The sequence below is a fragment of the Aliidiomarina maris genome (assembly GCF_003987335.1).
GTDB classification, from domain to species: Bacteria; Pseudomonadota; Gammaproteobacteria; order Enterobacterales; family Alteromonadaceae; genus Aliidiomarina; species Aliidiomarina maris.
Window position 1 is genome coordinate 1 of the sequence record NZ_PIPK01000001.1, and the last position, 12,245, is coordinate 12,245.

The window sequence follows — 12,245 nt, forward strand, 5'->3', positions numbered from 1 at the left end:
GGTTATGTACGGGTCGCCGTACTTAATAAATTAACACGCCTTGGGATGCCTGTGAGCGAAATGGTGCGCTAACCCCAGGTGGGAAAGGGGCAATTTTACCCTCGGTACGGATTTGATCAACAAGGCCCTCAAAGCCTGCAAATGAATGGCCTGCAAAAATAGCTTTTTCAATGCCTAGGCTGTCCAATGTGCGAACAATATCCGACGCCAGCCGCTCAATAGAAAAATCATCATTTTTTGGAGGCTCAGAATATCCATGCCCTATTCTACTCAGGGCAACGACCCTAAATTCATCAGTGAAGTGTGTCGCAAATTCATCATAGGTATGGGCGTTTGAAGCCATTCCTGCCAGTAAAAAGAGCGTCGGCGTGCTATCGCCACCCCAGTCCAACACTTCAAGCTGAGTCGTATCTTCCATTTCGATAAAAAGTACTTCGTGACCAGCCGTATCAACCCATTCAGCAAACGCCAGAGGCGTCACGAGAAGCTGAACGAATAGGCCTATGAGTAATTTATTCATCGTTTTCCTTGATGGCTACAGCGCCGCAGGCTCGGGCTGGGCGTCTTGTTATATTTCATGAAGCCGATACTCGAAAGATTGAGTTATGATTACTTCCTTAAAATTTTCCGGATTAGGCATCAGAAATCTCGCAGCAAAATCAGCAGCCATACCAAAGGGTTTCTCAGTTATTTCACTGACAAACTCAACTGAATTACTTTCTTGCTCGGTCAAATAATCAAACGCTCTTTGGTTGCATTCCTTTACCCAATCGATTTCTCTGGCAACTTCTTTTGAACGCGGACGACACTTTAACGCAACTTCAGATGAGTTATGCTCCACGATAAAATCAATTGCCTCAGAGCTACTTTGAACCACACTGTCGGCATCGGTCTCAGAGTTAACCGAGGCGCAACCAGTAAGTAATACAGCAGTGAATAACATTCCGAACTTCATTCAAACTCCTTAAGAAATAAAGCGCCCCAAGCAGCGGCGTAGCTTCGCTGCGTCCGAGTGCCTTCGCTCGTTATATTTTAATCTTTCCTACGTTTCTTATCACCGTCCTTTTGGGATGGTGTTCTGTCATCACCAGTATTAGACCGATGATCATGTCCACCCGTATTTTTATTCCGACCGGAGTCTATTACCCCGTGCCTATTGTCTGAATCGTCCTTGTTACCGCCAATTAACTTATCGAATAATCCCATTTGGTATCTCCTTTGAAGATTTTGAGACATAACGCTTTGCTAACGTGCTACCGAAGCGCAGCGTAGGCAGTCCCATGGAGGGCGCACTTTTTGCGCTCCGAATGATATTAAGCAACTTGTTATGCATTTACTTTAACCTTTGGCACTTTTAGTCGCATACAAAACAGAACAAATAAGGCGCTCATTAAACCTGTAGCTAAAGAACCGCTTACGCCTACATTTACGAAAAACGGCTTGATCAAAAGAGCACTAACTACAGCCGGTATGAACAATATTGCCCCCCATTTAAGGCTCACATATAACTCGATGGGATTAGCGCATTTTGGGCAAACTTTAGATTTGCCAAATTTATTCATTTCCTTTGAGAATACATTAACTGATTCGAAACAATGTGGACACTGCATGTGCTACCTCTCTGTAGATGCCTAATGCCCGAAATAACCGGCGTGCATTAGCACGTCGCGCGGCTATGCCGAGAAATTAATTGACTTGTTAGGTTCACACTGCGTAACCATTAAAATACGAAAACAGCTACAACAACCGAAATTGCTGCAAGCAAGTCAATAAACACATCTAGTTTTTTCTGTTGTACGTTTAAATCGTTTGAATTCCTATCGGTAAAAAAATGAGAAATTAATACTCGCGGACTCGAGTAGCTTAAGCACATTAGCCCAATCCCCATGAAAAAATCTTTGCCGCTTTGATAGTAGATACCACTGAGAAAAATATATATTGCGAACAGGAAAATTATAAGTCCCAACCAGTTTTTCACCGTTATCCTATTATTATCTGACATAGCTATTCCTAAGAACCTTACCTTTGTATAGTACACCAGCACACTTTACCCGGCCGGACTGTGAAGTGGCAACGAGTTCAGGTAATTGATATAGCGAGGATTTCGTTTAGAGGAGACTCATTCCCTTGGGAAACAAACTGAGCATGCTCGTTTCGACGTATCACGGCACCTTATATCCTTGGCGTACGTTATTATTATGTGAACATACTAAAGTTATGTCTCACCCGCAACCGCAAAGCGTGCACTCTCATCGGACTAAATAAGCATGTCTTTCGATAGAGTAAAAATAACCACTTTTACGTGGTCATATCACCCCTGTCAGTCGCCACTCGTTTAGATACCCACGCGTGAATTAATCCAGCTTGAAAAAACTGGACCGGCAACTCAAAACCGCCGGCTTCAATAATCGAGCTAACCTGCATAGGGTGCAGAACACCCACGTCATTAGAGTAAGCTCTGCGCATTCGCTCCACCGCTTGGGGCGCTATGTCCGCTGCAGACATCATCTTTAGCCAAGCATGAAATAAAACTTCATATTCTGGTGATTCCACATCTGACGCCAAATCCGAACTGGCGAGTAGGCCTCCTGGCTTAAGTCGTTCTGCAATCTCATCGAAAAATTTTGCCCGCTCGGACACGTCCATAATAAACTGGGATACCAAGAAACAGGTCGCCGCGTCATACAGGTCGGAAGCCGGAAGTGAACTCAGGTAGCCTTCATGAAAGCTGCAACGCGAAGCCACGCCTTCTGTCGCTGCCCTCTGCCGGCATCTGTCCAGCATGGGCCCTGATGGCTCCACCGCAGTAAAGCGCCAGCCAGGATGTTTCGAAGCTAAGTAGACTAATTCTTCGCCAGTTCCTACCCCCACGCAAAGAATGTGTGCATCTTGAGGCAAACCGTTAAACAGCGAGCCAAGCAGTAAATGCAAGCAATTACGAATCGGCGCTGTTTTCACCCATTGGGTGTCGTAGTTCGCGGCTTGCTGGTCAAATAGAGCTTTTACGTTGTCTTGATGCATGGTTTGCCTCTCAACAGTTAAACATTAACGCACGATGAGCAGCGATACCTGCCAAAGTACCGGAAGCAATGGCAAAGGTACCATTCTGCAAGGGATTAGACAGATCACCCGCTACAAATACCCCCTTAACTGAACTTTCCTTGAATTCGTCTACCTCAATAAAGGCGCCCATCGCGTTCTGTTGTAGAACTAAGCCTAGAGCATCGACCAATGGTGACTGAATCGTGATAGTGGGCGCAACGTAAAGCCCCTGCAGTTCTATACTGCGCCCATCTTCAAGTAGAACCGATGACATTCTATCTTTGCTTCCAACTACCTGAACAACCGGCGTGTGTTCAAGGGTCACGCCCCGGCGCTTCAGGGTGGCTGCTTGCTCGCCTTTTGGATAATGTTTGCCTTGGATAAACAAGGTCGTAGGTCCCCAATCGGGAATCATCGCCGCCTGGTGCGAAGACAACTCGTGAGTCGCCAATACACCCAGAGGCCCACCACTTAGTTCATACCCGTGGCAATAGGGGCAATGAATCACGTTTTTACCCCAAAAGGTTTCCACCCCAGGAATATCAGGCAACTGATCCTGAATGCCGAAAGCAAGAATTACCTTTTTAGCAATATATCTGCTCCCTGCCCTTGTACTGATAACAAAATCTGTGACGATTTTTTCAATAGCAATAGCCTCATCCTCCTTGAATTCAAAGGTCGGATACTGCCGCAACTGTGATAATGCTTCAGCTTGAATGTCAGCAGGTGCCTTGCCGTCTAAGCAAAACACGCCGTGAGAGGCACTCGCAAACCTGTTACGTGGCATTTTAGTATCTAATAACAGCACCTTACGACGGCCCCTTACCAGGGGCATCGCTGCTGACAAACCAGCAAAACTGCCCCCAATAATCAGTACATCAATAAACATCATTTTCTCCAATGCATCTAAGGTAACTTTTATTGTTACATTAAATTTATGGGAAAGACAATATATGTAACTACAAAAGTTTCATGATAAAGTGGGAACGTCAAAACGAGGTGAATGATGAGAAAAGACAGCAGACTATCCCGGGTACTCCACATACTTGTGCATTTGGGAGCAATTGATCGGCCTGTGACGTCGGAAAAAATGGCAGAAATGATTTCAACGAACCCAGTGGTCGTACGCCGCACCATGGCGCTTTTGCGTGAAGCAAATTATGTGACCTCAACTAAGGGTCATCATGGCGGCTGGAAGCTTGCCAAACCGCTTGCCGATATTACGCTTTTGGATATCCATAACGCTTTGGGCGAAGGCAGTATTTTCACCATTGGCTTAACCGATGAACACAGTGAGTGTGTAATAGAACAAGCCGTCAACGTCGCATTGAAAGATGTTATGAATGAGGCCGAAGCTCTCATGTTAAAAAGGTTCGGGCAAATTACACTGAACCAATTAGGGGCTGACAGAATATTCAGTTATCTGAATGACGTCTGATTTTAGGGGTGATGGTAGCCTATGCTCGCCGTCAGGCATGGATAACTTGTATGACACAGTGCGCCGCTAGGAGTTAACTGCCCCCACGAGACACATGCTCATACGAACACCACACCATCACTTCCAACCCTGAAGCCATTTGCTTGCGTCCTTGAGCTCAATCCAGTCTATTTCATAGCTGTTGTTCGATAACACTGATTCAATGCTGCACAGTGCCACGGTGCCGTCTTCGTCGTACTCAACTTCAGCAACTAGAAAATGCTTTTCGCGGTTGATTGGCTTAACCGCTGTCCATTTGCTGTTGAGCAGTTTGGTGGGGTTAATTTGGTTCATTGGTGTTCCTCAAAAGTTATCAATAAGCCTAGCAAAGTCGGGCTGTCGCAGCGCCAATAACTAGCCGCGTCCCTGCGGCTATCACGTAACGCGATTAAAACTGTCGTAACACCAACCCGGGCTTGCGGCTGGCGACACGTATGCTGATGCCAGCTACGGTCAACCAACATATTGCAAAAGTAAGCGCGGTTGCGCCGAAATACAGCGCGATACTTTGGCTAGCGCGCACATTAAAGCCTGACAGCCACCACTCGACTAAGAAATAAGTGCCCGGTACTGCAATGAGTACGCTGATAGCCATCAGCACCATGTATTCACGGGCTAATGTATTGACTATTTGCAGGCGGTTCGCACCAAGTACTTTGCGCATGGCAACTTCTTTGCTGCGTTGTTCAGCGCTAAAAGCTGCAAGACCAAACAACCCGATACATGTCAGTAATATCGCCAAGCCTGCGAACAGCATAATAATGGTGCGTTGGCGCTGCTGATTATGGTACATCGCGGTAAAGTCAGCCCCCAACCAAGAGGTACGAATGTCCATGCGGTTTAGACGTTGCTGTAACATACCTTCAAGGTCTTGGCGCATGCTTAGCGCCACAGCTGGCTCTAAACTGATAATCATGTTGGCGTACGTCATTGGCGAGCGCCCTGCTATCATCACGGCTGGCTCCATGCGCCGTAGCGCTGGACCGACTTGAAAATCATCCACCACACCTACAATGTGTAATTCGGTGGGCATGGCGTCATCAATCATCCAGCGCTGACCAATGACTTCATCGGGGCTAAAGCCTGCGCTCCTAGCCAGCGACGCGGTAACAATCGCGGACGCGGTGGCGGTGCTCTCACCCATGGTGAACCAATCTGCCTGACGGCTAGGGTCAAAATCGCGCCCAGCGCGTAAGGTTAAGCCTGTGGCTTCGACAAATCGATAGCTGGCACCAAAGCTGGCTACGGGCGGCAAACGGTTCTCTGCGGTTTGGCCGGGTATGCGTAAGGTCGCGATTTGTGAATAGGTATTGGTCAGGTCAATATCCATCGAACTTGCAGCGCGCACACCGGACATGGCGTTAATATCGTTCAATAGGCTTTGATTCTCAGACCACAACAGCTGCTCGTTATCGACGCCGTGCACCATTAAGCGTGCTTCCGTTTGATAACCAGTGTCTTGGTTCAACAGAATATTCAGCTGTTGTTGCAGCATCGCACTGCCAATCAGTAACGCGACGGTAATTGCGCCTTGTGCTACCAGCAGACCTTTGCGTATCCACACCGCAGTATTGCCGCGTTGCAAGTCACCACTTAGTACGCGCTTGGCATTAAAGGCCGAGATAAAAATGGCCGGGTAGATACCCGCAAGTACACCGATGACCAGACTGCAAAGCAGTAACAGCGCTCCGAAGCTACCAAAGTAGTCCAAGCTAATTGGGCGGTTCACCAGATTGCTAAACGCGTTCACGCCCATTTCAACCATCACGGCGGCTAAAAACCCTGCCAGCAATGCGACCATTAGCGATTCAAGCATGAATTGGGTAAATAGCTGCCAGCGCGTTGCGCCTAAGGTTTTGCGTACCCCTACTTCTTTGGCGCGGCTACCCGAACGCGCAATACTCATATTAATAAAGTTGATGCTGGCGACCAATAACAACAACCCAGCCAACACGGAAGCGGTTAACAATGTGGCGCGTGAACCATTGGTTTTATGCTCATAGGACAGTTGCGAGCGCAGGTGAATATCGGTCAGTGCCCGCAACTGGACATTCGACATATTCTGGCCGCCATACGCCTTGTCATTTACCACCTGAGAAATTGCCTGCGTTAATTGGTTGCGATTCACGTCATCAGGAATATGCACATACACATAGGCATTGTTCATCATGATCGGTTGGTTGAGGTCGGATTCTGAGGCCAGGCGCAATGAATCGGCATGGAAGTGACTTTGCTCAGGGAACTCAATAACCGCAGCCACGGTAAACACTTGGCTGTCGCTGGTTAAGGTTTCACCCACACTGTCATGACGTCCAAACAAACGCTGCGACTGCTCCAGCGTGAGCGCGATAAAGCTTGGGTCATTCAGCACCCGCGTAAAGTCACCAGCAACGGTGTCAAAACTAAAGTAATCGGTAAAATTAGCCTCTATGGTCATGCTGTCCAGCTGCAGCGGCAATTGCGCATTGGGTGGACGCACATAAAGCGAAGATTCAAACATACGCGTGCCGCGAATACGCGAATCGACTGCCTGAAATTCCTCAACAATTGCAGGGCTACTGATCGGAAAGCGTTGCTCTAATGGCACGAACAGCTGCTCAACCCGATAGGTTTGTTCGGCGTTGGGGTGCATCACATCGTAACCGCGTTCGAATTGCACAAAAAGCAGAATCAACACAGCAGCGGCAAGGCCCACAGACAAGCCAATTAAGTTCAATGCCAAATGAACCTTTTGGCGCAATAGCGCACGTAGCCCAGTTTTTATATAGCTAGCAAACATTGAAACATGGTTACGCATGGTCCACCTCCTGCTCAACGGCAGCCACCTGTTCGCTGACAATACGGCCGTCCAGCATACGCACAATTCGGCTCGCGTAGCGTGCTTCGTGCTCAGAGTGAGTCACCATGACAATGGTGGTGCCTGCTTGATTCAATCGCCGCAATAGTTGCATCACATCGTCACTATTCTTTGAGTCAAGGTTACCGGTTGGTTCATCCGCAAGGATCACTGCGGGGGCAATCACCAGTGCACGAGCTACCGCCACGCGTTGCTGTTGACCACCTGAGAGCTGAATAGGAAGATGCTCAGCGCGGTGGTCGATACTCATATCCTGAAGTATCGCATCGGCGCGTGCACGGCGCTCTTGCTTGCTAACACCTAGATACTGCAACGGCAGCTCAACGTTTTCGCGTACGCTCAGTTCGTCGATTAAGTTAAAGCTTTGAAATACAAAACTAAGCTGAGACTTGCGCAGCTCTGCCAATTGGCGTTCGCTATAGTTGGCAATGTCTTTGGTTTTGAATTCATACGCCCCCGAAGTTGGCGAATCTAGCATGCCAAGAATACTCAACAAGGTTGATTTCCCACACCCCGACGGCCCCATAATGGCCACAAAATCGCCGGGCTGGATAGTTAAGTTCACCGCGTTCAAGGCTGTAGTTTCAAGCTGCTCCGTGCGAAACACGCGCGATAAATTATCGAGACGAATAAGCGGCTGATTGATAGTCGTGTTGTGACTCATGGTGGTTATCCTTATTGTTGTAACTGAATACTATCGGCTTGCTGAAAGTCGCGATAGCTTGAGGTAATAATTTTTGCGCCAGCGGGTAAGCCATCCAGCACTTCTATCCACTGTGGGGTTTGTCGACCAAGGGTTACGGGCGTACGCACGGCATAGCGTGATTGGCTATCAAGCACATAGACAAAGTGGCCGCCGCCCTCTTGCAGAAAAGGGCCTCGCGGTATCGCCAGGCGCTCGGTTTCGCTGGCTTCTAAATGCAAGGTCAGGTTGAGTGACTGGCCACGGGTCATACGAATGTCGTCTGGTAGCAAGAATTCGATTTGAAACTGGTTGTTGGTTACCCGACTGTCGATTCTGTCCACCTGCAATTCATGGGTCTGACCCGCGATAGTCACGATGGCGGCCATGCCCAGTTGCACGCGGTTAAGATAAAACTCGTCAATGTTGGCGATTAACTTGTAGCTGTCAGGAATATCAATTTGACCTAAGCGGCTACCAGATGCGCGAGACTCACCATTTTCCACATTGAATTCGCTCAAATAACCGCTAATCGGCGCTCTTACCAGCAAGTTATTCACATTTTGGCGCGCAAAATCGAGGTTACGCGTGAGCATTTCAACACTTTCTGCCAGCTGATTAACTTGCAGCTCGCGGATAGTTTCTTCGGTTTCTTGACTCTGACGTGTTAAAGCGAGCACGCTTTGTTGGTAGCTGAGGCTTTCCCGCAAACTGGTCAGCTCCTCCGCTGAAATCATTGAACGTGCGTGTAACCGTTCGTTTTGCTCAATATGTCGCTCAAGGGTTTTGATCTGGTATTCAAGGTCGAGTATGTCGCGCTGCAAATTGAGGCGATTGGTTTCAATCGTCATCTGGGTGTTGCGTAAGAAGTTCATTTGCTCAGTCACTTGTGCTTCCCGGCTAATTAAGTCGAGTTGCAAGCTGGTGTTACTGAGTTGAACGAGCGGATCGCCTTTCTCAACATAGCTGCCCTGCTCAATAAAACGCTGCTCAACACGACCGCCATCGGTTAGATCCAAAAATACGGTATGTTGCGGCGCCACGCTAGCTCGTAAACTGATACTTTCACGCAGTACGCGCGGCTGCACTGTTGCCACGGTAATGTCATTCAGGGTCAAGCTGCTTTGGAAACGGCTCGTGTTGGCATGCAAGTGCCAAGCAATCACTGCCATTACAACGAGTGCGGCGGCGATTAATAGCAGTCTGTTCGGCCGCAGTGGTGGTTTGGATAATTGTTTGTCCATGGCTAGTCTCTAGGCAATTTCAAATAAATGGTGATGCCTGAACTATCCTAGTTTCGTGCCAATCCGTTAATTCATTTAATTTCAATAAGTTAAGTCTAGACAGCTATGAATAAGTGTCCACAGGTAGTACACGCCAGTGTCCAAAAATGGACACCCGCGAAGCTTTTTTTGACCCGCCGTATAATTTCCGCTTAGATAGCCTTTTACTAATTATCTGGCGAGCCATGTCAAAGCCCATGCGCGTATTAGTTGTTGATGATAATCAGGATATTTTGATCGCCTGCAGATTATGCCTAAAGCCTTACGTTGCAGATGTGATGACGCTTGCGAACCCCACTGAATTGCTGGGCGTGCTCAAGGTGAACCAAGTCGACGTGGTGTTGCTGGATATGAATTTCACTCGTGATGCCAGTAGCGGCGAAGAAGGGATTTTCTATTTAAAGCAAATTTTAGCCGCGCACCCCAAGATGCCGGTAGTGATGATGACGGCTTATGCCGACGTGAACCTTGCTGTGAAAGCGATGCATCTTGGCGCGAAAGATTTTATCGCCAAGCCTTGGGACAACCAGCATTTGATTGACGCAGTGCTGTTAATGAGCGATAGCACCGCAGTGCCAACTAACGCCGCTAAAGCGCCAGCTCACGAGCTCAGTACGCCATTAATTGGCGATAGCGCCCCCATGCAAGCAGTGAAGCAACTGATTGAGAAAGTGGCCCAAAGCGACGCTAACGTACTTATTTTGGGCGAAAGCGGCACAGGTAAAGAGGTTGTCGCCCAGCATATTCACCAGTTATCAAGCCGCCGCGACAAGCGCTTTGTGGGTGTAGATATGGGCACCCTGCCCGATAATTTGTTCGAAAGTGAGCTCTTTGGCTACAAGAAAGGCAGCTTTACCGGCGCCATGCAAGATAGCCCAGGGCGAATGGCGGCGGCAGACAAAGGCACGTTATTTTTAGACGAGTTGGGTAATTTACCCTTACCCCAGCAAGGTAAATTGTTAAGTGCGTTGCAAAACCGTGCAGTGACCGCCATCGGCGCGCAAGGTCCGGTGGCCATCGACATTCGGCTGATTAGCGCGACCAATGAAAACTTGTATCATCAGGTGGCAACGGGCGCCTTTCGTCAGGACCTGTTCTACCGCATTAACACCGTTGAAATACAGTTACCGCCCCTGCGGGAGCGCGGTAATGACATTAATGTATTGCTTGATTGGTATGCTCAGCGCTATACCGCGCGCTATGGTCGCACCGGCTTAAAGATAAAGGACAGCGACCGCAACTGGCTTGGTAACTACCGTTGGCCGGGTAATGTACGTGAACTAGCGCATAGTGTTGAGCGCGCAGTGGTGCTTGCAGACAGCACGTACTTAGATTTCACGCAATTGGCGCAGCAATCCGCTATGCCCGCGACTGAGCCACACAGTAAAGAGGCGCCAAGTGATACGCCGTTTTTACTCGACTATGTTGAGCGCAAGACCATTCAGCAAGCATTACAATTTTATCAAGGCAATGTCAGCCATGCTGCTAAGGCGCTGGGACTGACTCGGGGTGCGATGTACCGACGTATGGAAAAATACAATTTATGAGCGCGATATTCGTATGGCTTGCTGTCTTCGCGCTCGCGTTTGGGTTGCTAGTCGTCAGTGTAACCGCGAGCTATGTGTCAGTTGGTCACGCGCCACTAATTAACCTTGGGGCCGCTGGCTTGACCTTGCTAGCTGCGCTGGCGGTTGTCGCGCTGTTGATGATAAAGCAACAACTTAACCGCCAACAAAGCCAGGTCAGTCAGGTTCTCAGATCACTCAAAAACCGCGATTCGAGTTTAAGCATCCCTGGAGCGCCGCAAATCCAGCCCTTGCTGCAACAAATTCAACAGGAAATTGCTCGCAGTCGTGATGACGCTGAAGTTCAGGCGAGCTACCTCAAAGCTTTAATTGCGCAGTTAGATATCGCGGTACTGGAATTTGATGCTGACGGCTATGTTATGCAGTCCAATCCAGCCGCTGAGCGCTTGCTTGGCGCACGCTTTTTGCAGGCGTGGCGAGTCGCCGTTAATAGGTCAGATACTGGTGAACATGAACCCAGCCTGCGCAAGAATATTAAGGCGCTGCAGCAACTCATTCAGCATAATACATCAGGGCGCCGTGGCGAGCTGATATGGCATTTTCCGAACCGCAAAGAAACCCTGCTTTACACCTTAATTCATGGCTTTAACCAAGGTCAGCAGCGTACCTTAGTCACCTTGCAAAGCATTGAAAAACAACTTGTTTACCATGAAGTCAAGGCTCATCAGCAATTGGTGAAGGTGCTTACCCATGAAGTCGCAAATTCCATTACCCCCATGGTGTCACTCACCCAAAGCGCCCAGCATATCAATGCGCATATGCTCGAAAATGGCGTGCAAGGCAGTGATGACCTAGCTGAAGCACTTGCGACTATCACTCGGCGTGGTCAGCATTTGACTCAGTTTATTCAATCGTTCAAAGCATTAAGTGAGCCCGTGCGCGCACAACTTAGCGTGCAACCGCTGGCTCGCCAAATTAATGAAGTAGTGCGTTTGCTCACCGTTGAGCTTGAAGGTATTACGCTTGTTGTCGATGTTGACAATGACGTCGCGGTCAGTATCGACCCCGGCTTGTTTGAACAGGTGCTTATTAACCTGTTAAAGAATGCGGCTGAAGCAACTATGGGGCAAGACCAACGACGGGTGCAGCTCAAAGCGCGGCGTATCGATGACCAAGTCTGCTTAGATATTATCGACAATGGCAGCGGTATCAGTGAGCATGCCGCAGCGAGTATCTTCGTGCCGTTTTTCACCACCAAAACTACAGGAACCGGTATTGGTCTGCCCCTTGCTCGCTCGTTAATGCTGTCTCAAGGTGGCAATTTACTATTGCTTGACGCGACCGACCACGGACATTTCCGCTGCGTGTTTGGTTAAGC

The 12,245-nt window shown here is 48.7% G+C and carries 12 protein-coding genes; 3 read left to right on the forward strand and 9 right to left on the reverse strand.

From position 1 onward, the window contains the following. Positions 1 to 22: 22 nt before the first annotated feature. The 5 genes from CWE07_RS00005 to CWE07_RS00025 all read right to left on the reverse strand — a co-directional run bounded on the left by CWE07_RS00005 (position 23) and on the right by CWE07_RS00025 (position 3,931). Positions 23 to 520: an alpha/beta fold hydrolase gene (locus CWE07_RS00005; protein ID WP_111567885.1), complete on the reverse strand. Its 498-nt coding sequence runs from the start codon at positions 518 to 520 to the stop codon at positions 23 to 25. Positions 521 to 568: 48 nt separating this feature from the next. Next, positions 569 to 955, reverse strand: a complete 387-nt coding sequence (locus CWE07_RS00010) for a hypothetical protein (protein WP_111567886.1) — start codon at positions 953 to 955, stop codon at positions 569 to 571. A 765-nt stretch (positions 956 to 1,720) separates the two neighbouring features. Further along, on the reverse strand, positions 1,721 to 2,002 hold the full coding sequence (locus tag CWE07_RS00015) for a hypothetical protein (protein ID WP_111567888.1): 282 nt from the start codon (positions 2,000 to 2,002) through the stop codon (positions 1,721 to 1,723). Positions 2,003 to 2,298: 296 nt separating this feature from the next. After that, entirely contained in the window at positions 2,299 to 3,021 is a 723-nt protein-coding gene (locus tag CWE07_RS00020) for a class I SAM-dependent methyltransferase (protein WP_111567889.1), read from the reverse strand. A gap of 10 nt (positions 3,022 to 3,031) precedes the next feature. Next, positions 3,032 to 3,931, reverse strand: a complete 900-nt coding sequence (locus CWE07_RS00025) for an NAD(P)/FAD-dependent oxidoreductase (RefSeq protein WP_111567890.1) — start codon at positions 3,929 to 3,931, stop codon at positions 3,032 to 3,034. A 114-nt stretch (positions 3,932 to 4,045) separates the two neighbouring features. Here CWE07_RS00025 and CWE07_RS00030 point away from each other — a divergent pair, with 114 nt between their 5' ends. Next, the gene (locus CWE07_RS00030) at positions 4,046 to 4,480 is read left to right on the forward strand and encodes an RrF2 family transcriptional regulator (protein ID WP_241973951.1); all 435 of its coding nucleotides are present in this window, start codon (positions 4,046 to 4,048) and stop codon (positions 4,478 to 4,480) included. Between the two features lie 117 nt (positions 4,481 to 4,597). On the opposite strand, the gene CWE07_RS00035 is transcribed toward CWE07_RS00030, so the two are convergent. From CWE07_RS00035 to CWE07_RS00050, 4 genes are all read right to left on the reverse strand, one after another. Further along, positions 4,598 to 4,813 (reverse strand): TIGR02450 family Trp-rich protein, encoded by a 216-nt coding sequence (locus CWE07_RS00035; protein WP_111567892.1) that lies wholly within the window; start codon positions 4,811 to 4,813, stop codon positions 4,598 to 4,600. Positions 4,814 to 4,907: 94 nt separating this feature from the next. After that, positions 4,908 to 7,316 carry an ABC transporter permease gene (locus CWE07_RS00040; RefSeq protein ID WP_111567893.1) on the reverse strand — a complete coding sequence of 803 codons (2,409 nt, stop codon included), beginning with the start codon at positions 7,314 to 7,316 and terminating at the stop codon, positions 4,908 to 4,910. Beyond that, positions 7,309 to 8,040, reverse strand: a complete 732-nt coding sequence (locus tag CWE07_RS00045) for an ABC transporter ATP-binding protein (protein ID WP_111567894.1) — start codon at positions 8,038 to 8,040, stop codon at positions 7,309 to 7,311. The genes CWE07_RS00040 and CWE07_RS00045 overlap by 8 nt, the downstream gene beginning before the upstream one ends. Positions 8,041 to 8,051: 11 nt before the next feature. Further along, entirely contained in the window at positions 8,052 to 9,302 is a 1,251-nt protein-coding gene (locus CWE07_RS00050) for an efflux RND transporter periplasmic adaptor subunit (protein WP_111567895.1), read from the reverse strand. A gap of 224 nt (positions 9,303 to 9,526) precedes the next feature. Here CWE07_RS00050 and CWE07_RS00055 point away from each other — a divergent pair, with 224 nt between their 5' ends. Then, entirely contained in the window at positions 9,527 to 10,888 is a 1,362-nt protein-coding gene (locus CWE07_RS00055) for a sigma-54-dependent transcriptional regulator (RefSeq protein ID WP_111568347.1), read from the forward strand. Continuing rightward, positions 10,885 to 12,243, forward strand: a complete 1,359-nt coding sequence (locus tag CWE07_RS00060; RefSeq protein ID WP_111567896.1) for a sensor histidine kinase — start codon at positions 10,885 to 10,887, stop codon at positions 12,241 to 12,243. Before CWE07_RS00055 ends, CWE07_RS00060 begins: the two co-directional genes overlap by 4 nt. The last annotated feature ends 2 nt before the right edge of the window (positions 12,244 to 12,245 follow it).

Coding starts and splice junctions, on each gene's coding strand:
- CWE07_RS00005 (WP_111567885.1), bottom strand. CDS start 520: ATGAATAAATTACTCATAGGCCTATTCGTTCAGCTTCTCGTGACGCCT.
- CWE07_RS00010 (WP_111567886.1), bottom strand. CDS start 955: ATGAAGTTCGGAATGTTATTCACTGCTGTATTACTTACTGGTTGCGCC.
- CWE07_RS00015 (WP_111567888.1), bottom strand. CDS start 2,002: ATGTCAGATAATAATAGGATAACGGTGAAAAACTGGTTGGGACTTATA.
- CWE07_RS00020 (WP_111567889.1), bottom strand. CDS start 3,021: ATGCATCAAGACAACGTAAAAGCTCTATTTGACCAGCAAGCCGCGAAC.
- CWE07_RS00025 (WP_111567890.1), bottom strand. CDS start 3,931: ATGTTTATTGATGTACTGATTATTGGGGGCAGTTTTGCTGGTTTGTCA.
- CWE07_RS00030 (WP_241973951.1), top strand. CDS start 4,046: ATGATGAGAAAAGACAGCAGACTATCCCGGGTACTCCACATACTTGTG.
- CWE07_RS00035 (WP_111567892.1), bottom strand. CDS start 4,813: ATGAACCAAATTAACCCCACCAAACTGCTCAACAGCAAATGGACAGCG.
- CWE07_RS00040 (WP_111567893.1), bottom strand. CDS start 7,316: ATGCGTAACCATGTTTCAATGTTTGCTAGCTATATAAAAACTGGGCTA.
- CWE07_RS00045 (WP_111567894.1), bottom strand. CDS start 8,040: ATGAGTCACAACACGACTATCAATCAGCCGCTTATTCGTCTCGATAAT.
- CWE07_RS00050 (WP_111567895.1), bottom strand. CDS start 9,302: ATGGACAAACAATTATCCAAACCACCACTGCGGCCGAACAGACTGCTA.
- CWE07_RS00055 (WP_111568347.1), top strand. CDS start 9,527: ATGTCAAAGCCCATGCGCGTATTAGTTGTTGATGATAATCAGGATATT.
- CWE07_RS00060 (WP_111567896.1), top strand. CDS start 10,885: ATGAGCGCGATATTCGTATGGCTTGCTGTCTTCGCGCTCGCGTTTGGG.